This window comes from Curtobacterium sp. VKM Ac-2865 (assembly GCF_015350905.1).
GTDB lineage: Bacteria > Actinomycetota > Actinomycetes > Actinomycetales > Microbacteriaceae > Curtobacterium.
The window spans coordinates 141,251-161,802 of sequence record NZ_JADKRZ010000005.1 but is presented as its reverse complement, the minus strand read 5'-3'; the positions used below and the strand labels follow the sequence as shown (position 1 = coordinate 161,802).

The 20,552-nt window shown below is 71.6% G+C and carries 19 protein-coding genes; 6 read left to right on the top strand and 13 right to left on the bottom strand.

Going from position 1 to position 20,552, the window contains the following annotated elements:
• Positions 1-91: 91 nt before the first annotated feature.
• The 8 genes from ITJ54_RS13325 to ITJ54_RS13290 all read right to left on the bottom strand — a co-directional run bounded on the left by ITJ54_RS13325 (position 92) and on the right by ITJ54_RS13290 (position 9,467).
• The gene (locus tag ITJ54_RS13325; protein WP_194629027.1) at positions 92-343 is read right to left on the bottom strand and encodes a hypothetical protein; all 252 of its coding nucleotides are present in this window, start codon (positions 341-343) and stop codon (positions 92-94) included.
• Positions 344-926: 583 nt separating this feature from the next.
• Positions 927-2,591 carry a dipeptide ABC transporter ATP-binding protein gene (locus ITJ54_RS13320; RefSeq protein WP_194629025.1) on the bottom strand — a complete coding sequence of 555 codons (1,665 nt, stop codon included), beginning with the start codon at positions 2,589-2,591 and terminating at the stop codon, positions 927-929.
• Positions 2,588-3,154: a GbsR/MarR family transcriptional regulator gene (locus ITJ54_RS13315; protein ID WP_194629023.1), complete on the bottom strand. Its 567-nt coding sequence runs from the start codon at positions 3,152-3,154 to the stop codon at positions 2,588-2,590. Before ITJ54_RS13315 ends, ITJ54_RS13320 begins: the two co-directional genes overlap by 4 nt.
• Positions 3,155-3,189: 35 nt before the next feature.
• A complete protein-coding gene (locus ITJ54_RS13310; RefSeq protein WP_323741720.1) occupies positions 3,190-4,605 on the bottom strand; it encodes a serine hydrolase in 1,416 nt (471 codons plus the stop codon).
• 41 nt (positions 4,606-4,646) lie between these two features.
• Positions 4,647-5,537 (bottom strand): ABC transporter permease, encoded by an 891-nt coding sequence (locus tag ITJ54_RS13305; protein ID WP_194629021.1) that lies wholly within the window; start codon positions 5,535-5,537, stop codon positions 4,647-4,649.
• On the bottom strand, positions 5,534-6,475 hold the full coding sequence (locus ITJ54_RS13300) for an ABC transporter permease (RefSeq protein ID WP_194629019.1): 942 nt from the start codon (positions 6,473-6,475) through the stop codon (positions 5,534-5,536). Before ITJ54_RS13300 ends, ITJ54_RS13305 begins: the two co-directional genes overlap by 4 nt.
• Positions 6,475-7,872, bottom strand: coding sequence for a M14 family zinc carboxypeptidase (locus ITJ54_RS13295; protein ID WP_194629017.1), 1,398 nt, complete (start codon positions 7,870-7,872; stop codon positions 6,475-6,477). The genes ITJ54_RS13300 and ITJ54_RS13295 overlap by 1 nt, the downstream gene beginning before the upstream one ends.
• A gap of 8 nt (positions 7,873-7,880) precedes the next feature.
• On the bottom strand, positions 7,881-9,467 hold the full coding sequence (locus ITJ54_RS13290; protein ID WP_228509407.1) for a peptide ABC transporter substrate-binding protein: 1,587 nt from the start codon (positions 9,465-9,467) through the stop codon (positions 7,881-7,883).
• A 183-nt stretch (positions 9,468-9,650) separates the two neighbouring features.
• Here ITJ54_RS13290 and ITJ54_RS13285 point away from each other — a divergent pair, with 183 nt between their 5' ends.
• Entirely contained in the window at positions 9,651-10,301 is a 651-nt protein-coding gene (locus ITJ54_RS13285) for an FMN-binding negative transcriptional regulator (protein WP_194629015.1), read from the top strand.
• Entirely contained in the window at positions 10,298-11,782 is a 1,485-nt protein-coding gene (locus ITJ54_RS13280) for an amidohydrolase (protein ID WP_194629013.1), read from the top strand. Before ITJ54_RS13285 ends, ITJ54_RS13280 begins: the two co-directional genes overlap by 4 nt.
• Positions 11,783-11,791: 9 nt before the next feature.
• Here the strand turns inward: ITJ54_RS13280 and ITJ54_RS13275 are convergent, their stop codons facing one another.
• The 3 genes from ITJ54_RS13275 to ITJ54_RS13265 are packed head-to-tail and all read right to left on the bottom strand — an operon-like array spanning position 11,792 to position 13,936.
• The gene (locus ITJ54_RS13275; protein ID WP_194629011.1) at positions 11,792-12,721 is read right to left on the bottom strand and encodes an Fpg/Nei family DNA glycosylase; all 930 of its coding nucleotides are present in this window, start codon (positions 12,719-12,721) and stop codon (positions 11,792-11,794) included.
• Between the two features lie 51 nt (positions 12,722-12,772).
• Positions 12,773-13,261 carry a ribose-5-phosphate isomerase gene (locus tag ITJ54_RS13270; protein ID WP_194629009.1) on the bottom strand — a complete coding sequence of 163 codons (489 nt, stop codon included), beginning with the start codon at positions 13,259-13,261 and terminating at the stop codon, positions 12,773-12,775.
• A gap of 9 nt (positions 13,262-13,270) precedes the next feature.
• A complete protein-coding gene (locus tag ITJ54_RS13265) occupies positions 13,271-13,936 on the bottom strand; it encodes a helix-turn-helix domain-containing protein (RefSeq protein ID WP_194629007.1) in 666 nt (221 codons plus the stop codon).
• Between ITJ54_RS13265 and ITJ54_RS13260 the strand changes: the two genes are divergently transcribed.
• Positions 13,935-14,453 (top strand): GNAT family N-acetyltransferase, encoded by a 519-nt coding sequence (locus ITJ54_RS13260; RefSeq protein WP_194629005.1) that lies wholly within the window; start codon positions 13,935-13,937, stop codon positions 14,451-14,453. The genes ITJ54_RS13265 and ITJ54_RS13260 overlap by 2 nt on opposite strands.
• 135 nt (positions 14,454-14,588) lie before the next feature.
• On the opposite strand, the gene ITJ54_RS13255 is transcribed toward ITJ54_RS13260, so the two are convergent.
• A complete protein-coding gene (locus ITJ54_RS13255) occupies positions 14,589-15,158 on the bottom strand; it encodes a disulfide bond formation protein DsbA (protein ID WP_228509447.1) in 570 nt (189 codons plus the stop codon).
• A 207-nt stretch (positions 15,159-15,365) separates the two neighbouring features.
• Between ITJ54_RS13255 and pepN the strand changes: the two genes are divergently transcribed.
• The 3 genes from pepN (at position 15,366) to ITJ54_RS13240 (ending at position 19,643) form a co-directional block, all read left to right on the top strand.
• The gene (pepN, locus tag ITJ54_RS13250; protein ID WP_194629003.1) at positions 15,366-17,945 is read left to right on the top strand and encodes an aminopeptidase N; all 2,580 of its coding nucleotides are present in this window, start codon (positions 15,366-15,368) and stop codon (positions 17,943-17,945) included.
• 94 nt (positions 17,946-18,039) lie between these two features.
• Positions 18,040-19,110 carry a mechanosensitive ion channel family protein gene (locus ITJ54_RS13245; RefSeq protein WP_194629001.1) on the top strand — a complete coding sequence of 357 codons (1,071 nt, stop codon included), beginning with the start codon at positions 18,040-18,042 and terminating at the stop codon, positions 19,108-19,110.
• Positions 19,111-19,238: 128 nt separating this feature from the next.
• A complete protein-coding gene (locus ITJ54_RS13240) occupies positions 19,239-19,643 on the top strand; it encodes a globin (RefSeq protein ID WP_228509446.1) in 405 nt (134 codons plus the stop codon).
• 73 nt (positions 19,644-19,716) lie between these two features.
• Here the strand turns inward: ITJ54_RS13240 and ITJ54_RS13235 are convergent, their stop codons facing one another.
• Entirely contained in the window at positions 19,717-20,550 is an 834-nt protein-coding gene (locus ITJ54_RS13235; RefSeq protein ID WP_194628996.1) for an NAD-dependent epimerase/dehydratase family protein, read from the bottom strand.
• Positions 20,551-20,552: the final 2 nt, after the last annotated feature.

The window sequence follows — 20,552 nt, the reverse complement described above, 5'->3', positions numbered from 1 at the left end:
ACGCGAGCTGATGTCTCGATCGTCGAGATTCTCACCGAACCCCGACTCCATGAACGATCCCGCGACGCCGGAGCCCTGTCAACCGGGTGCGTTATCCGGCGTCCGGTGCACGCGCCCGGCGGTCGGCGTCGACCCGCAACACCCGGTGCTTGACGGCCGACCGCCACACCCAGGCCTGCGCCTGCTGCCCGAACTGGGCCCACTCCACGAGCACGGCGTCGCGGGTCCAGCTCTTCGCGAAGGCCTTCACCCGGACGTGGAAGGTCGGGAACTGCACCCACGCCCAGACCGGCAGCGGGGTCACCGCGTGGCAGACGTCCGGCCCCCGTGCGTCGTCGGACAACGTGTAGGCGCTGGGACGTTCGACCTCCGGGTGTTCCGGAGGCTGCCACCGGTTCTCGCGACGCCGTCCCACCGGATCATTCGAACGTGTGTTCGAACGGACGTCAAGTCCGGTGCGTCCCGGCGGACCCCCTGGAGGCCCGGATCGGCGTGTCGACGCCAGCCCACCACCGCGGACCCCACCGGGAGGCGCGGCATGACGAATCCGGTTCCCTCACCTCGGGATTACGTCCGGGCATCGATCTGCGATCGACGGCTTGACCGCTCCGGCGAGATGCGGGGGCGGCGAGGGGGCAGAAGCAGCCGGCGGTGCGGGTGGCGGGTGGCGGGTGGCGGGTGGCGGGTGGCGGGTGGCGGGTGGCGGGTGGCGGGTGGCGGGTGGCGGGTGCACCGAACCCGACATCGGACCGCGTTCCGGCCGATGACGGATCCGGTTCGCTCACCTCGGGATCCGCGAACCGGATCCGTCACGCGCGCCGACGAGATGCGTGCAGTCCCGGACGGCCGGGGCGGGGCAAGTCAGGGCGAGGCCGAACAGTGCCGGGCCGGGCTGAACAGGCGGGGGCGGGCAAGGGGCGGGGCGGTCAGGAGGCGAGTGCGGCCAGGCGGGCGGCACGACGGACCGCCTGCTCCTCGGGGTCGGGGACCGGAGCGGCCTGGATGAGTCGTCGGGTGTACGGGTCCTCGGGCGCGCGGAGGACGGCGTCGCACGTCCCCTGCTCGGCGACGCGCCCCTGGTGCAGCACGACGACGCGGTCGCACAGCGTGTCCACCACGGCGAGGTCGTGTGTCACGAACAGGCACGCGAACCCGAGGCGTTCCTGCAGCTCGCGGAAGACGTCGAGCACGCGGGCCTGCACCGACACGTCGAGGGCACTCGTGGGCTCGTCGGCGATGAGCAGCGCGGGGTCGAGTGCGACGGCGCGGGCGATGGCGACGCGCTGGCGCTGGCCGCCGGAGAGCTCGTGGGGGTAGCGCTCCCGGAACCCGCCGTCCAGCCCGACGTCAGACAGGAGCCGTTCGACCCGGGTCTCGGTGTCGGCGGCCGACAGGCGGAGGATCTGCCGGAGGGGCTCCGCGACGGTCTGCCCCACCGTGTACCGGGGGTTCAGGGAGCGCAGCGGGTTCTGGAACACCACGCCGACGCGGCGCCGCATGCTCCGGCGCTCGGCACGACCGGCACCGGCGAGGTCGATGCCGTCCACGGAGACCGAGCCCGCGGTGATCGGGGCGAGGCCGACGGCAGCGCGACCGATCGTGGTCTTGCCGCTGCCGGACTCCCCCACCAGGCCGACGATCTCCCCGCGGCCGACGGTGAACGACACGTGGTCGACCGCCCGGAAGCGGCGGCGCAGCGCGCCGCCGTACTCGACCACGAGGTCGCGGACGTCGAGGACGGTCGTCGGGAGGGGCGTGGCGGGGTCGACCCGCGCCTCCAGGCCGTCGACGGCCCGCAGCCGCGGCACGGCGGCCAGCAGCTCGCGCGTGTAGTCGGCGGTGGGCGCCGCGAACAGGGCGGCGGCGCTGCCGGACTCGACCACCTGACCGCGACGCATCACCACGACCCGGTCGGCGATGTCGGCGACGACGCCCATGTCGTGCGTGATGAGCAGGATCGCGGTGCCGGTGCGCTCCCGGAGTGCGCGCAGCACGTCGAGCACCTCGGCCTGCACGGTGACGTCGAGCGCGGTCGTGGGCTCGTCGGCGATGAGCAGGTCCGGGTCGGCGGCGAGCGCCATCGCGATCATCACGCGCTGGCACTGGCCGCCGGAGAGCTCGTGCGGGTACTGGCCGAGGCGGCGTTCGGGCTCCGGGACCTCGACGGCGCGCAGGAGCTCGAGTGCCCGGGCCTTCACGCCCGCCCGGTCGGTCGAGGAGTCGGCACGGCGGACGGCCTCGGCGAGCTGGAACCCGACGGTGAAGACGGGGTTCAGCGCGGCGGAGGGGTCCTGGAAGATCATCGAGACGGTGCGGCCTCGGACGTCGCGGAGGTGCTGCTCGCCGGCGCTGAGCACGTCGACGCCGCCGATGCGGATCGCGCCGGTGGCGACGGCGCCGTCGGGGGCGATGCCCATCGCGGTCATCGCGGTCATGCTCTTGCCGGAGCCGGACTCCCCGACGACGGCGACGACCTCGCCCCGGCCGACGGTGAAGGAGGCGTCGTCGACGGCGCGGACCACCTCGCCCTCGACGTCGAACGTGACGGTCAGGTGGTCGACGACGAGGACGTCCTCGCGCGGCTCGGTCATGGTGTTCCCGTCCCTGGTGCGTCGTCGCCCGTGTCGCGAGCGGCCTTGAAGGCCTCCCAGTCCTCGAGCATCTTGCGGTGGTGGCCGTGCAGCCACTGCATGTAGTCGCGCCCGTTGCGCAGGCGTTCGCGGACGGGGGCGTCCACGTCGCCGGGGCCGGTGTGGCCGTCCTGTTCGACGACGGCGAGCCCGCGGGCGATGATGTCCCGCTGCCGGTCGAGGTACTTCCGCTCGCTGGCCAGCCAGCTGCCCCACACGTCGGTCTCGGCGCGGAAGTAGTGGCTGCGCTCCCCCGGCACCGTGTGGCGCTTGACGAAGCCGGAGTCGACGAGCCGCCTGGTCGCCATCGACACCGACCCCGAGCTCGCACCGAGGGCTGCCTGCAGGTCGGCGGACGACGAGTACGGGGCGCGGGTCATGATGAGGTAGCCGAGCACCCGGGCGTCGGTGAGGGGCATGCCCGCGCCGTCGCCGAGCATCAGCGCGAACTCCTCGACGAACGCCTGGCGCACCGGGTCCAGGACGCGGTCGTCGGTCGTGACGGTCTGCTGCTGCTCGGTCATGGTGGTCCCCTCGTCGATCCGTGGTCCGCGTCAGGCTATGCGAGCCCGGCTGCGACCTCGGGCGCCTCGTCGGGGATCGTCCACGGCTCCTCGGTCATGCCGCCACCGCCGCGGATGCCGGTGACGGTGCCGTCGGCGTCGCGGGTGAACGTGATGTCCTCGTCGACGGAGCCGAAGCGGTTGCCGTGGGTCATCCGGAGCGTGTCCGCGTCGACGACCTCGAGCCGGGTGGGCGACTCCATCGGGTCGGCGCCGGAGGGGTCGATCACGAGCAGCCGGTCGCCGACCCTGGCGATGTCGGTGACGCCCCACGGGTTGGCGTAGCGGCCGGTGTAGCGCGCGGCGACGTCCTCGGGCACGACCGCGCCGGGTGCTGCCGTGTCGGCGGCGGCGTCGAGCAGGTTGACGATCCCGGTGGCGAGGAGCGTCGCGGGGCCGGCGGCCGCACTCGTCATCACGGACACGACCAGGCCGGACTCCGGGTCGAACAGCGACTGGGTGATGTGGCCGGGGAAGCCGCCGGAGTGGCCACGGACCTCGCGGCCGTTGATCCGGTCGACGATGAAGCCGGCACCGTAGCCACGGGCCGCCGGGTCGTCGTCGGAGGCGCTCCACGACTTCCGCTGCGCCAGCCGCTTGGAGTGGTCGCTCAGCAGCTCGCCCTGTCCGAGCACGTGTGCGGAGAAGTACTTGACCAGGTCGGACGCGGTGCCGTGGAAGCCGGTCGCCGCGGCCATCGCGCGGGTGTCGACGTGGGCGATGCGCTGCCGGTGCCGTGCCACGTGGAAGCCGGAGTAGCCCACCACGAAGTCGTCCTCGCGCGACGGGTCCCAGTCGGGTCCGGTGTTCCGCAGGCCGAGCGGTTCGACGATCTCCTGGCGCACGAAGTCGTTGTAGCTCCGCCCGGACGCCGCGGCGATGACGAGCCCGAGGAGCGAGTACCCGAGGTTGGAGTAGTTGAACGAGGAGCCCGTCGGCACCTTCTGCCCGCGGTCGAGGACCAGTGCGAGCAGCTCGTCCTCGTCGGGGAACGGCCGGGCGAGGGACCAGTAGTCGCCGTCGTGGCCGTCGCGGATCACGCCGGCGCCCATCTCCATCAGCTCGCGGACGGTGGCGTCGGCGATCGGGGAACCGCCCTCGACGAGTGCGGGGACGTAGGTGCCGACGGTGTCGTCGAGCCGCAGGGCGCCCCGTTCGGCGAGGAGCAGCAGCGCCGTCGACGTGAAGGTCTTCGAGTGCGAAGCGATGCGGAACAGGTCGTTCGTGGTCAGGCGGCGACCGGCCTCGACGTCGGCGTGGCCCCACGCCTCGGAGAACAGCTCCTCGCCCTGGTGGCCGATCGCGACCTGCACGCCGGGCACCCGCAGCTGCCAGACCTTGTACGCGACCCAGTCGCGGATGGTGGGCAGCGTCGTGCGGTAGGCGGTGCGGGCGGCCTCGGTGTCGGTCACGGTGGTTCCTTCCAGGGAGAGCAGGGGGTTCGAGTCTGGCGTCAGCGGCGACGCGGGTCGAGTGCGGCCCGCAGGGTGTCGCCGAGCGCGATGACGGCGAGCACGGTGACGGCGAGGAACGCCGCGGGCGCGATGAGCATGTGCGGAGCGCGCAGGAACTGGCTGGTGGCGGCGGAGAGCTGCAGGCCCCAGGAGATCGCCGGGCTCTCGAGGCCGATGCCGAGGTAGGTCAGCGACGACTCGGACACGATGACGCCGCCGACGGTGATCGTGGCGAGGACGAGCAGCGGGGAGATCGACGACGGCAGCACGTACCGGGTGGTGATCCGCCACGTGGAGAGCCCCATCGTGCGGGCGGCCAGGACGAACTCGGCGTTCCGGACCCCGCGGACGCTGGACCGCACGAGCCGGGCCATCGTCGGCCAGCCGAACAGGGCGAGCACGAGCGACACGGTGAGCACCGACCGCTCCCCGACGCTGTTGAGCACCACGACGGCGCCGAGCAGGAACGGGAAGCCCAGGAACACGTCGGTCAGGCGGGCGAGCACGGCGTCGACCCAGCCGCCGACCATGCCCGCGACGGTGCCCACGACGACGGCGACCATGCCCGCGAGCACGGTCGTGAGCACCGCGACGGCGATCGACGAGCGCGTGCCGTACACGACGTTGGCGTACACGTCGCAGCCCTGCAGGTCGAAGCCGAACGGGTGCCCGGCGGCGGATCCGTCCCCGCTCCGGCCGAGGTCGCACACGCGCGGGTCGCCGTTGCCGAACAGCCCGGCGAACAGCTGTGGGAACGCGGCGATCGCCAGCACGAGGACGAGGACCGACGCGGGCACCCAGAACCCCGGCGTGCGCGCGGCGGCGGCGAGCGGACGACGCTTGACGCCGACGACGGGTTCGACGGTCGCGGCGAGGGCTGAGGTGGTCATGCGGCGGCTCCCGATCGGACGCGCGGGTCGAGGGCGGCGTGCAGCAGGTCGACGAGCACGCTCGTGACGAGGAACACCAGGATGAGGGCGGTGGAGATGCCCACGACGACGGCGCCCTCGTGCGAGCGGATGCCCTGGAACAGCAGGTTCCCGACGCCCGGCAGGTTGAAGATGCCCTCGATGATCACCGTGCCGCCCATCAGGTAGCCGAGGTCGGTCGCCAGGTAGGTCGCGGTCGGGATGAGCGAGTTGCGCATCACGTGCACCCCGACGACCCGGCCGGGCGTCAGGCCCTTCGCGCGGGCGGTCCGGACGTAGTCGGCGTCGAGGGTCTCGATCATCGAGGTCCTGGTGAGCCGGGACACCGCGGCGAGGCCGAACAGCGCGATGACGAACGCGGGCAGCACGTACGCGGTCGGCCAGCCGGCGGTGGCGCCCGCGACGGGGAACCAGTGCAGCCGCACCGAGAACACGAGCTGCAGGGCGACGCCGAGCACGAAGACCGGGACCGCGCCGACGACGATCGTGCCGACGAGGACGGTCTTGTCGAGCACGGTGCCGCGCTTGAGCGCCGACAGCACCCCGAGCCCGATGCCGAGCACGATCTCGAGCGCCCACGCGGTGAGCGCCAGCGTGATCGTCACCGGCCAGCGCGAGGCCATCTGCGCCGCGACGGGCTGCCCGGTGAAGTCGGTGCCGAAGTCGCCCCGGAACAGCCCGCCGACGTACTGCACGTACTGCAGCCACAGCGGCTGGTCCAGGTGGTACTCGGCCCGGAGCGCCCGCACGACCGACTCGCTGAGCGGCCGGTCGCCGCCGAGCGCCCGGATCGGGTCGCCCGGCAGCGCGAAGGTCATCGCGTAGATCAGGAAGGTCACCCCGAGGAAGACGATGACCAGGCCGCCGAGTCGCCGACCGACGGCGAGCGTCGGACGCATCACGCGCCTCCCGGCATGCCAACGGACACCGGACGGGAGGCTCGTGTCGGGTCCGCCACGTGGCTCGCGCAGGCGAGGATCGCCCCGTACTGCACCCCCACCAGCTTCCCCACCGGGATCGGTGCGGCGTCGGTCACCGCGTCCGCCTGCCAGAGCGCGTACCGCTCGGCCAGGTCGTCGCGGAGCCGCCGGAGCGGCGCGGACGCCGTGCCGGCGGTGGTCTCCGCCTCGAGCGCGCGGAGGAGCATGCCGCCGTAGCGGAGCCGGAAGCAGCGCACCAGATCCTCGCAGCCGAAGCGCTCGGCGACGGTGGCCATCCGGGTCGCTGGTTCGCGGTCGGCGCGGGCACGGTCGGTCTCCGGCGTCGCGGCGAGCATCGGGATGAAGGCCCGCGACGCCTCGACGAAGGGCGTCTCGAGCGTGAGCATCGGCGACGCGGCGTCGAGGACCCGCTGCAGCTCGGCCCCGGAGCCGCCGAGGTCGTCCGCGCACCGCCGGAGCAGGTCCGCGTAGGACTCGTCGGTCGGGGTCTGGTCGTCGGCGTCGGGGTGGCTCCAGTACGGCAGCTCGGCCACCATGCACAGGGCCCCGTGGCGGAGGGCCCACGCGGCGCTGGACGCCCCGTGGATGTGCTCGCCGGGGTCGACGCCGAGGCCTTCGAGGTAGTCGTAGACCTGCTCCACCCCGTCCATCGCGAACACCGCGGGAGCGAGCTCGCGCAGGTGCGGTGACTCCGGCTCCCCGGTGTCGAGCGGCAGCCCGAGCGCCCGGGGCACCGCGTGCAGCACGTCGATCACGTCGGGCAGGTCCTCGGAGAGGTAGTAGTAGACGCCGCCCATCTCCCCGTTGTGCAGGCTGACCAGCAGGTCCGGCTCGGTGTCGTCGATGAGCCGCATGAACGCGAGCGTCTCAGGCAGCACCTGGTCGAAGTACACCGACTTGTGGCTGTTCGGGAACGTCCACTCCACCTGGCTGTCCGGTGCGGGCCGGTAGAAGTGCCGGGAGTAGAAGACCCGGTCGTACGGGTCGTGGAACCAGGCCTCGTTGAGCCGCATGCCGTCCGGGTCGATCGTCGGGACGATGTGCCAGGTGACGTCGAGCGCGGTGGCGTCCTGGTCCTCGCCGAGCATCGTCTCGGCGAGGTGCAGCGCCGTCCACGAGCCGATCGGTTCGTTCGGGTGCACCCCGCCGACGATGACGGCGGCGTGCGACCCGGTGCCGATGCGGTAGCTGTGCAGGGGTTCGCCGAGGCGGCTGGTGCCGATCCTGGTGACCGTGACCCGGTCCGGGTGGGCCGCGGCGAGCGCGTCGAACCGGGCGTGCAGGTCGTCGACGAGCGGGAAGCCGTCGTGGTCGGGGACCTCGCGGACGAGCCGCAGGATGGTGTCGCTGTCCATGCGGCGCCCTACTTCACGGCGATCTTGGCGATGACCGGGCTGCCGGCGACCGCGGGGAGCTTCGCGATCTTGTCGCTGGTGACGTAGGAGTACTTGTCGAAGAACGTGGGGACGACCGGGAAGTCCTCGAGCACGGCCTGCTGCGTCTTCGTGTAGTACTCGTTCGCCTCGGCCTGGGTCCCCGCGGAGTCGGCCTTCGCGAGCAGCGAGTCGACCTCGTCGTCCTGGTAGTAGCCGGTGCAGGGTGCGCAGCCGCCGGCGGTGGTGAACAGGGCGCGGAGGGTGTTCTGCTGGCTGATGTAGAGCGCACCCCAGTGGCCGAAGTGCGGGCCCTTGACGGTCTTGTCCGTCAGCTCGGAGTAGTACGAGGCCCAGTCGGTGGTGGCCTTCGCCTCGGCGTCGACCCCGAGGTTCTGCCGGATCTGGTTGGCGTACGCCTGGTACAGCGAGTCGAGGCCGTTGCCGCCCGGGTAGACGATCTCGATGCTGCCGTCGAAGCCGCCGGCCTTCGCCAGGAGCTGCTTGGCCGCTGCCGGGTCGAACTCGCAGGCCTCGCCGCAGATGCCCTCCTTCGTCCCGGACATCGACGGCGGGGTGAGTGCCGTCGCCGGGTCGTACAGGCCGCCGTAGATGGCCTTGTTCACCTCGTCGCGGTCGATCGACATCGAGATCGCGCGGCGGACGTCGGGGTCGGAGTAGCGCTCGTCCCAGAGCGGGAAGCCGAGGTAGTCGATGCCGGGGGCGTCGAAGGAGTGCAGCCGGTCGCCGAAGTCGTCCTTCGCGCTCGTCATCTTGTCCGTCGGCAGGAAGAGCACGTCGGCGTTCCCGGCGAGGACGTCGGTGTACGCGGTGTTCATGTCGGAGTAGCTGCGGAAGGTGACGTTCGGGGTCGCGGGCTTCGCGCCCTCGAAGCCCTTCCAGGCCGTGACGGTGAACTCCTGGTTCGCCTTCCAGGCCTTGCTCATCTCGTACGGGCCGTTGCCGATCGGCTTCTTGTCGTACGCCTTCAGGTCCTCGTACGCGGCGGACGGCATCGGGTAGAACGCCGTCTGCGCCTGGCTGAGCTGCAGGGGGAACTGGCTGTCGGCGTGGGTCAGGGTGACGGTGAAGGTGTCCTTGCCCGTGACCTTCAGCCCGGACATCTCCTTGGTCGTCGGGGTGCCCTTCGCCGGGTTCAGGTCCGAGTACCCGACGATCGACGCGAGCTGGCCGCTGTTCTCCCAGGCGTTCGGGCCGTAGGCGACGTGGTTCCAGGCCTTGACGTAGCTCTCCGGGGTGACGGCCTCGCCGTTCTGGAACTCCCACCCGTCGCGGAGCGTGATCGTCCACGTGGTGGCGTCGTCGCTCTCGACGCTCTTCGCGGCCACGTCGTGCAGCTCGCCCTTCGCGTCGGTCTGCGTCAGCGGGGCGAACAGGCTCATCACCTGGTCGAACGCGACCGTCTGCCGCCCTGGCGTCAGGTGGTCGGGCTCGCCGGTGGCGTACACCAGGCTCGCGTCCGCTGCGGAGTCGGCGGTGCCGCTCGCTGAACAGCCGGTCGCCACCAGGGCCACCGTGGCAGCCGCGGCGAGCGCGGCGATCGTCCTGCGTCGCATGACAACTCCTTCGATCGGGTGCGTCCGGTCCACTGCCCGGTCGTCGTTGTCCGGAAAGCTAGGCCCCGGCGAATCCCGATCGCAAGGCTTCTTTCAATCGACTCTGAAACTTTTACCGGGCAGAAACACCCGCGAAACGACACCTGTCGCGCTGGGACAGTCCGCTGTGCCACGCTGACGTGCATGCGCCACACACCGCACTTCCTGATGACCGACGTCGCCGAGGTGAAGCGGCTCGTCGACGACAACCCGTGGGCGACGATCGTGTCGCACACGGACGCCGGACTCGTGGCCTCGCACTACCCCTTCGTGCTCGAGGCGCCCGGCCCCGACGAGGACCCCGACCAGCTCGTGCTCGTCTCGCACGTCGGACGTCCCGACGAGCAGGCCCACGAACTCGGGCAGCACGAGGTGCTCGTCGTCGTGCAGGGTCCCCACGGCTACGTCTCCCCCGCCTGGTACCCGGCAGCCCAGTTCGTCCCGACGTGGAACCACGTCACCGCGCACCTGTGGGGCACGCCGGAGATCCTGTCCGACGAGGAGAACTTCCGCGTCCTCGGCGAACTCGTCGACCACTTCGAGCGGGTGATGCCGGACCCGGTCTCGCTGCAGGTCGACGAGGACACCGCCAGGCGCATGGCGAAGGGCACCGTGGGGATCCGCATCCGGGTCACCCGCTTCGACGCCCGCGCCAAGCTCTCGCAGAACAAGGCACCGGAGGTCGTCGACGACGTCATCGCCGGGCTGCGCGGCGACGGGCCCTACGCCTCGCCGGCGCTCGCCGCCGAGATGGAGCGGGTGCACCAGACCACGGAAGGACGGGAGGCTCGATGAGCGCCGTCCTGCTCCGTTCCGTCCGCCGCGTGGGCACCTCCGGCACCCCGGCCGACGTGCTCGTCGCCGACGGCGTCGTCACCGCGATCGCCCCGGCCGGCACGCTGGCTCCGACCGGCCCCGGCACTGATGTCGTCGACACCGATGTCGTCGACGCCGCCGGCGCCTGGCTCGGCCCGGGGCTCGTCGACCACCACACGCACTTCGACCAGTGGGCGCTCGTGCGCCGGCGCGTCGACGTCACCGGCTGCGACTCCGCCGAGGCGACCGCCGACCTCCTCGCCGCGGTCGCCCGCACCGGGGTGGCGGACCCGGTCCTCGTCGGCCACGGCTACCGGGACGGTCTCTGGCCGCGCCCCGCTCGACGTGCGCTGCTCGACGCGGCCGCACCGAGCCTCCCGACCGTCGTCATCAGCGCGGACCTGCACGCCGTCTGGTGCAGCACCAGCGCGCTCGCCCACTTCGGCCAGGTCCTCGGGCGGCCGCTCGAGGCCGGCGAGGACGGCGTGCTGCGCGAGCAGGACGCGTTCGACGTCACCGGCGCGCTGTCGAGCGTGCCGGACGCCGTCCTCGACGGCTACGTCGCGGACGCTGCCGAGGCCGCTGCCGCGCGCGGGGTGACCCGGGTGGTGGACCTCGAGATGCGCTTCGGGCTGGACCGCTGGGTGCGACGCATCCACGGCGGGACGGACGCGCTGCGCGTGACGTCCGGCGTGTACGCGACGGAGCTGTCCGACGTCATCGCCCGCGGGCTCCGCACCGGCGACGTCGTGCCGGGCACCCGCGGCCTGCTCACGATGGGGCCGTTCAAGGTGATCACCGACGGCTCGCTCGGGACCAGGACGGCGGCGCTCGTGGACGGCTCGGGCTCGCTCGCCTGGGCCTTCGACGACCTCGTCGCGATCACCCGCCGCGCCGTCGACGCCGGGCTGACGCCTGCGATCCACGCCATCGGCGACCGGGCGAACACGCTCGCGCTCGACGTCTTCGAGGCCGTCGGCACCCGCGGCACGATCGAGCACGCCCAGCTGCTCGTGGACACCGACGTCGAGCGGTTCGCCCGCCTCGGTGTCGCCGCGTCGGTGCAGCCGGAGCACGCGATGGACGACCGGGACATCGCGGAGCGGCACTGGGCGGGCGACACCGACCGTGCGTTCGCGTTCGCGTCCCTGGTCCGCGCTGGGGCCCAGGTGCTCCTCGGGTCGGACGCCCCCGTGGCGCCGCTCGACCCGTGGGTGTCGCTCGCCGCGGCCGTCGGGCGGGACCGCGACGGCCGCGATCCGTGGCACCCCGAGGAACGGATGTCGGCGCTGGCCGCGTGGCGGGGCTCGACGGACGGACGGGTCTCCGTCGCCGTCGGGGACGTCGCGGACCTCGTGCTCACCGAGGCGGACCCGCTCGCGGCGTCCTCGGCGTCGCTGCGGTCCATGACCGTGCTCGGCACCGCGGTCGCGGGGCGGTGGACCCACCGGGACCTGTGACCGGACGCGCTACTTCTGGTCCTTCGGGCACCAGTAGAGCTTGCGGCCCGCCATGTCGGCGATCCGGATCTCGGTGCCGCACACCCGGCAGGGCTCGCCCTGGCGGTGGTACACCCAGTGGCGGTCCTTCCGGGAGCGCAGGGCCTTCTTGTGGTCGGCGGCGGACAGGCCGTCCATCGTCATCATCAGGCCGTCGCGGACGCCGTCGTGCAGGAGCTTCGACCAGTCGGCCCAGAGCGCCTTCGCCTGCTTCACGGTGATCTTCTTGCCGACCTTGTACGGGTCGATGCGCTGCCGGAACAGCAGCTCGGCGCGGTAGATGTTGCCGATGCCGCTCACCACGGACTGGTCCATCAGGAGCTGGCCGATCGCGACGTTGCGCTTCCGGATGTTCTCCACGAAGACCTTCTCGGCCTCTGGTCCGTCGTCGTTCATCGGGTCCGGGCCGAGCTTGTCGAGGGCCTGCTGGACCTCGGTCGGGGTCTCCACGACGCACTTCGTCGGGCCGCGGAGGTCGGCGACGGTGTCCTCGGTCAGCAGCCGCACGCGCACCTGCCCCACCGGGTCCGGCGGGAAGGCCTCGATCGGGTCCTCGTTCTTCTCCTGCTCGGCCATCCGGTAGCGGGCGAGCCGCGGGGCACCGATGGAGGACAGCGACTCCTCTCGGTCGTCGTCGTCCGACAGGGCCTCGGCGGTGGAGATCACGCCGGCGAAGTCCCACGCGCCGTACAGACCGAGGTGGACGCGGAGGAACAGGTCGTCCTCGAACTCCAGGAACATCTGCTTGCCGACGGCCCGCGCCGCGATGAGCGTCTTGCCGTCGAGCTGTTCGGCACCCGCGGCGAAGCGGCCCTGTGGGCTGGAGACCTCGCAGCGCTTGCCGACGAAGTGGCGGGTGAACTGGTTGGCGATTCGGTGGACGGAGTGACCCTCGGGCATGCGTCCTGTTCTACCCGGTGCCGCTGACGGTCGGTGTCCCCCGACGGCCTGCTACGCGTCGACCTGCTTGCCGGCGATGGTGCCGGTCTGCTCGTACTCGGCGAGCTGCGCGATGCGACGGGCGTGGCGTTCCTCGCCCGAGAACGGCTCGGCGATGAACAGGTCGACGAAGTCGATGACCTCGGCCTCGGTGTGCTGGCGGGCGCCGAGCGAGATGACGTTGGCGTCGTTGTGCTGGCGGGCGAGGAGCGCGGTCGACTCGTTCCACACGAGCGCAGCCCGGACGCCCTCGACCTTGTTCGCGGCGATCGCCTCGCCGTTGCCCGAGCCGCCGAAGACGACGCCGAGCGCCTGGACGCCGGCACGCTGGTCGGCGACGACGGCGTGGGCGGCGTTGATGCAGAACGAGGGGTAGTCGTCGAGCGCGTCGTACTCGGTCGGGCCGTGGTCGACGACCTCGTGTCCGGCCTCCGTCAGGTGCGAGGCGAGGGTCTTGGCGAACTCGAGGCCGGCGTGGTCCGTTCCGAGGTGGATGCGCATGGACCGATCCTATTCCCGGCCGCGCGCACCTCGGGCCACGACCACGACGTACCGGCACGCGTCGTCGCCGTCGTTCCGGTAGGTCACCTCGGCGGGGTCGCCGAGCTCGATCCGGTCCCCTGCGGCGAGCGTGACGGGCTCGCCGCCGACGACGAGCTGGAGCTCGCCGTCGACGACCCAGATGCAGTGGCGCAGGAACGCGCACGCGGACGCAGGGTAGGTCACGGCACGACCGGCCGGGAGGCGCACCTCGGTGACGTCCACGGGGAACTCCGCGCTCGAGAGCGGACGGCGGCGGTACCCGGTGTCGGGGTCGGTCCAGTGGTCGGCGGTCGCGGCGCGCTGCACGCCGGTCGCGTCGTCGGGATCGGCCGACTCCGCCTCGTCGTGCGCGTGGGACTCGTGCGCGTGCGCCTCGTGGGACCCGTCGAGCAGCTGGGAGACCGTGAGCCCGAACGCCCCGGACAGCCGCCCGAGGATCGTCGCCGTCGGGCTCGACACCCCGCGCTCGACGCGGTTGATCATCGCGCGGGAGACCCCGGACGCCTCGGCGAGCTCCGTGAGGCTCCACCGCCGCTCGTCCCGCAGTGCGTGCAACCGTGCTCCGAGACGGCGCTGGTCGGCGGCGTCCGCGGGTTCCGGTTCCGCTCCGGGTTCGTCTACGATCTGAGACATGACGACAGCATATGCGACAGACGGGGTCCGGATCCGCGACTGCACACCGGCCGACCTCGACGTCGTCCACGAGCTGCACGTCGACGCGGTGCTGCACACGACCGCCATCTGGCAGGACGAGCCCTGGCCGCGGCTGTGGTTCGACGGCTGGCTCGCGGAGCGCCGAGCGGCGGGGCTGCCGGTGTTCGTCGCCGAGGTCGACGGGCAGGTCGCCGGCTACGTGTCGTACGGACCGTTCCGCCCGCACGACGGCTACCGGCACACCGTCGAGCACAGCGTCTACGTGGTGCCGGCGTTCCGGGGACGCGGCATCGCCTCCGAGCTCATGCGCGCCCTGGTCGCCCACGCCCGACAGCAGGACCTGCACGTGATGATGGCCGGCATCTGCAGCACGAACACGGGGTCGATCGCACTGCACGAGCGCCTCGGGTTCACGGTCGTGGCTGTGCTGCCCGAGGTCGGGCGCAAGTTCGACCGCTGGCTCGACCTCACCCTGATGCGCCTGCCGCTGTCCTGACGGCCGCAGGACTGACGCCCTTCGCCCGAGGCTCGTGCCGGGCGACAGAACGTGGCTCCCGGAACGCGCGGGCGGTCGCCGGGGACGAGGCTCGTCGGACGCGAGGTGCGGGGCGGAGCCGAGCCGAGCCTCCCGTCAGGCGGTGGCGGGGGCCGTGTCGAAGATCGGGCCGACGTCCCTGGAGCGCTTGAGCTCGAAGAAGCCCGGGTACCGGGCTGCTGCGACGACGCCGTCCCAGAGGTCGAGTGCCTGCTGGCCCTTCGGCGCCGGGGAGATGACGGGGCCGAAGAACGCGACGCCGTCGACGGCGATGACCGGCGTGCCGACGTCCTGGCCGACGCGCTCGATGCCGTCGCGGTGGCTCTCGCGCGTGGCGGCGTCGGCTTCGTCCGACCAGGCCGCGTCGGCGAGGTCCGCGTCGAGGCCGAGCTCGGCGAGGACGGCGGGGACGACCTGGGCGGGGTCCTTCTCCTGGCGGTGGTGGATGTGCTCACCGAGGGCGTCGTAGAGGGGCTTGACGACCTGGTCGCCGAGCCGGAGCCGCGCTGCCGTGACCAGGCGCGGGTAGACCTGGCCCTGCTCGAGGCGTTCCTTGTACTCCGCCGGCATGTCCTGGTGCTCGTTCAGCACGAACAGGCTCATCACGTGCCAGGTCACGTCGAGGTCGCGGTGGCGCTCCACTTCCTCCACCCACCGGCTCGTCATCCAGGCCCACGGGCAGTTCGGGTCGAACCAGAAGTCCACAGCCGTACGGGTCGTCTCGGTCTTGTCCACAGTCGTCTCGGTCACGGGTGCGAGCGTACGCGCGCTCGCTAGGCTGGTTCCGACACGTCCCGCGGGTGCACGACGCGCAAGTGGGACACAGCTGCGCGGACATCGATCGTCCGTGCCCGCATCGAAGATGGAGCGTCCGTGCCCGGAGAGAACCTCACCCGAATCGAAGCCCAGGAACGCGCCTCGATCGTCGACGTCCAGTCGTACGACGTCGAGCTCGACCTGATGCGTGGCGCCGAGTCCTTCGGCAGCACCACGCGTGTGCGCTTCACCGCGACGCCCGGCGCGTCGGCGTTCATCGACGCGATCACCAAGACCGTGCACTCGGTCACGCTGAACGGCACCGAGCTCGACGTCGCCGCCGTCAACGACGGCGTCCGCATCCAGCTCGCGGACCTGCAGGAGACGAACGAGCTCGTCGTCGTCAGCGACGCGCTCTACACGAACACCGGCGAGGGCCTGCACCGCTTCGTCGACCCCGTCGACGACGAGGTCTACCTGTACTCCCAGTTCGAGGTGCCGGACTCCCGCCGGATGTTCGCGGTGTTCGAGCAGCCCGACCTCAAGGCCGAGTTCACCTTCACCGTCACCGCGCCCTCGCGCTGGCAGGTCGTCTCGAACTCCCCCACGCCCGAGCCCACCGTCGACGGTGACACCGCCACGTGGGCATTCCCGCCGACCACCCGCATCTCGAGCTACATCACGGCGCTCATCGCCGGTCCGTACGCGGTGGTCCGCAGTGAGCTGACCTCCAGCGACGGCCGCACGATCCCGCTCGGCGTCTTCGCCCGGAAGTCGCTCGCCGAGTACCTCGACGCCGACTACGTCTTCGAGACCACCCGCAAGGGCTTCGCGTACTACGAGGACAAGTTCGACGTCCCGTACCCCTTCGAGAAGTACGACCAGCTCTTCGTGCCCGAGTTCAACGCGGGCGCGATGGAGAACGCCGGCGCGGTGACCTTCACCGAGACCTACGTGTTCCGCTCGAAGGTCACGGACGCCATCAAGGAGCGCCGGGTCGTCACGATCCTGCACGAGCTCGCGCACATGTGGTTCGGCGACCTCGTGACGATGAAGTGGTGGAACGACCTCTGGCTCAACGAGTCCTTCGCGGAGTGGGCGTCGACGATCGCCACCGCCGAAGCGACCGAGTGGACCGAGGCCTGGACCACCTTCCAGGCGATGGAGAAGTCCTGGGCCTACCGCCAGGACCAGCTCCCCTCGACGCACCCGATCGTCGCGACGATCAACGACCTCGAGGACGTCCAGGTCAACTTCGACGGCATCACGTACGCCAAGGGCGGTTCCGTCCTGAAGCAGCTCGTCGCGTGGGTCGGCATCGACGCCTTCTTCGCCGGGGTCTCCGCGTACTTCAAGAAGCACCACCACTCCAACACCGAGCTGGCGGACCTGCTCGTCGAGCTCGAGGCCACCAGCGGCCGTGAGCTCGGCGAATGGTCGAAGCTCTGGCTCGAGACCGCCGGCGTGAACACCCTGCGCCCCGAGATCGAGACCGACGCCGACGGCGTCATCACGTCCTTCACCGTGCTGCAGGAGGCCCCGGCCGACTACCCGACCCTCCGCCCGCACCGCCTGGCGATCGGCGTCTACGCCTTCACGAACGACCCCTCGGCCCCGTTCGGCGCGGACACCGCGTCGGCCGGCGGCAAGCTCGAGCGGGCCGCCCGTGTCGAGATCGATGTCGACGGCGCCCGCACCGAGGTCCCCGAGCTCGTCGGCACCCACCGCGGCGACCTGGTGCTGCTCAACGACGACGACCTGGCGTACGCCAAGATCCGCCTCGACGAGCAGTCCCGTCGCACCGCGATCGAGCACCTCGCCTCGATCGCGAACCCGCTCGCCCGCTCGATCGTCTGGGGTGCGATGTGGGACGCCACCCGTGACGCCGAGTCCCCCGCCAGCGACTACGTCCGCCTGGTCCTCGGCAACATCGCCACGGAGTCCGAGTCCACGACGATCCGCACGACGCTCTCGCAGCTGCTGCTGACCGCGCGGAACTACGTCGCCCCGGCCACGTCCGACACGACCGTCCGCACCGTCGGTGACACGCTCTGGCAGCTGGCGTCCTCGGCCGAGGCCGGCTCGGACGCCCAGTTCCAGTTCGTGAAGTTCTTCGCCCAGGTCGCATCGACCCCGGAGCACGTCGCGACGCTCTCCGGCCTGCGCGACGGTTCCGTCACGCTGAGCGGGCTCGAGATCGACACCGACCTGCGCTGGGAGCTGCTCGAGGGCCTCGTGCTCGCGGGCGCTGCCGGCGACGCCGAGGTGGACGCCGAACTCGCCGCCGACCGCACCGCGTCGGGCGAACAGGCCGCCGCACGCGCCCGTGCGACGATCCCCACCGCCGAGGGCAAGCTCGCCGCGTTCTCGTCGCTCGTCGACTCGGACGCCCTGCCGAACGCGATCGTCCGCCAGATCACGGTCGGGTTCCAGCACACGAACGCACCCGTCGTGCTCGAGGGCCTGGTCCCTCGGTACTTCGACGTGCTGACGCGCATCTGGGCCGAGCGGAGCTACCACATGGCCGACACGATCGTCACCGGGCTGTACCCGGCGCCGCTCGCCTCGGTCGAGCTCCGTGACGCCGCTGCCGCGTGGCTCGAGGCCCACCCGGAGACCCCGGCGCTCCGGCGCATCGTCACCGAGAACCTCGCGGGCACCGAGCGTGCCCTGCGGGTGCAGGCCGCGGACGTCTGAGTCCGAACCGCTGAACCGCTGAACCGCTGAACCGCGACGGGGTGTGGTGTTCCTGCAGGGACACCACACCCCGTCCGTTTACCATCGACCGGACATGATCTTGGCTGCAGAGACCACCGACGTCCCGAAGTGGGCGTCGAACGCATTCACCCAGTTCGTCGACACCTGGCACGTCCCGATCACGATCGTGATCACGGTGCTGGCGGCGATCGTGCTCCGGCTGATCCTCCGACGGATGATCAACCAGATCGTCGGCCGCATCGTCAACGGGGTCAAGAAGCGCCAGGGTGCTGAGGACACCCAGGCGCTCATCGCGTCCCCGATCCAGACCGCCCGCGTCGTCCAGCGCACGCGCACGCTCGGCAGCGTGCTCGAGAACCTGGCGACGGTGCTCGTCGTGGTGATCGCGCTGGCGATCATCATCCCCGCCGCGATCCCGGACGCCGCCGTGGGCATCGTCGGTGGCGCGTCACTCGTCGCGGCGGGCCTCGCCGTCGGTGCGCAGTCCATCGTGAAGGACCTGCTCTCCGGCGTCTTCATGATCCTCGAGGACCAGGCCGGCGTCGGCGACGTCGTCGACACCGGGCCCGCCACCGGGGTCGTGGAGAACGTCGGGCTGCGCGTCATGCAGATCCGCGACGTCAACGGCATCCTGTGGTTCGTGCCGAACGGGCAGATCCTGCGCGTGGGGAACTTGTCGCAGGGGTGGTCCCGGGTGCTCGTCGACATCACCGTGCCGTACGACACCGACATCGACGCCGTGCAGGACGCCCTGCTCGCCGCCGCCGTCCGGATGTCGCAGGAGCCCCGGTGGCGCCAGCGCATCGTCGAGAAGCCGGAGATCTGGGGCCTGCAGTCCATCAGCGAGGACGGCATGGTGTTCCGCCTCGTCGTGAAGACCCGCGCGTCCGAACTCGACGTCGTCGGTCGCGAACTCCGCATCCGGCTCAAGCACTCCGTCGACGAGCTCGGCGTGACCCTGCCGGCGATGGCGATGATCATGCCGGAGGGCTGGGAGAACGCCACCTCGATCAACGGCCTGCGCACCGTGCGCACGCAGCCGACCCCCGTGCCGCAGACGAAGCCCCGTCGTGGCCGGAAGACGAACGTGTACGGGCAGCCGATCGACACCGACCGGCCGGAGCCCCGGAAGGACGACCGATGACCGACCTGCCCTCCCCGAGCAGTTCCCTGGGCGGGCTGCCCGTCGGCGGTCCCGGTGGGCTGCCCGTCGGCGGTCCCGGTGGGCTGCCCGTCGGCGGTCCCGGTGGCGTTCCCGGGCAGCCGATCACGCTGCGGGTCGGGCCCGGCGGGTCGTCCGCGTCGGGGTCGTTCTTCGACCGCATCGGCGGCGCCCCGACGTTCGACCGCCTGGTCCGCCGCTTCTACGCCGGCGTCCAGACCGACGACGTCATCTGGCCGATGTACCCGCAGGACGACCTCGAGGGCGCCATCAGCCGCCTGTCGCTGTTCCTGCAGCAGTACTGGGGCGGGCCGGGCACCTACAGCGAGGAACGCGGCCACCCCCGGCTCCGCATGCGGCACAACCCCTTCCGCATCACGTCCGAGGCCCGCGAGCACTGGCTCCTCCACATGCGCGACGCGGTCGAGTCGCTCGAGCTCGCGCCCCTCGACGAGGCCGAACTCTGGGGCTATCTGGACCGCGCCGCGCACGCGATGACGAACACGTTCGACTGACCGGTCGCGGTCGCGGTCGCAACCACAGGCGGCCTGGAGGCTCGTTGCCAGCTGGCAACGGGCCTCCTGTCCGTCAGTGGGTGGCGGCCAGGTCCTGCAGCAGCGTGGGGCGCGTCGGTGACCACCCGTAGGCCGAGCGCGCGTGCGCGCCCGAGCACTCCTGGTGCATGAGCAGGGCGTCCGCGAAGTCGGCGCCCAGCCGCTCGCGGGACGCGTCGACGCTCTCGGCGACGACCGGGGACCCGTGCGCCCCGGCCTCGGCGATCTCGTGCAGCGTGGGGTTGTCCCCGGTGGCGGCGAGGACGTACCCGTCCTGCTCGTCTCGTTCCAGCGCGAGGACGTAGAGCTCCGCCAGGTCGTCCACGTGCACCGTCGTCCAGCGCTGCGAGCCGTCGCCGACCAGGCGGACCTCGTGCTCACCGTCGCCGACGAACATCTGCGGGATGCCGGCGCCGCGGCCGTAGACGATCCCCGGGGCGACGATCGTCGTGCGTGCGCTGCTGGCACGGACGAGAGCCTCGTTCGCGCCGCGCCAGGCGGTGAGCGCCGGCGGGGAGACGGGCGACTGCTCGGAGATGTCGGTCGAGTTGCCGAAGGTGAAGATCCCCCCGGTGTGCACGAACGGCTTCGGGGTGCCCTCGAGTGCGCGGAGGACGGTGCGCACGAAGTCCGGGTCGACCTCGGCGGCGCTGGCGGTGTGGACGACGCCGTCGGCCTCGTGCGCGAGTCGCTCGACGACGTCGGTGTCCGTGACGTCCCCGACGAGGGCGTGTCCACCGGCTTCGCGGACGGCCTGGGCCTTCTCGTCGGAGCGGACGATCGCCGTGACACGGTGCCCGTGGGCGATGAGCGCGCGGAGGACGGAGGAGCCGATGTAGCCGGACGCGCCGGTCAGGAAGACGTGCATCG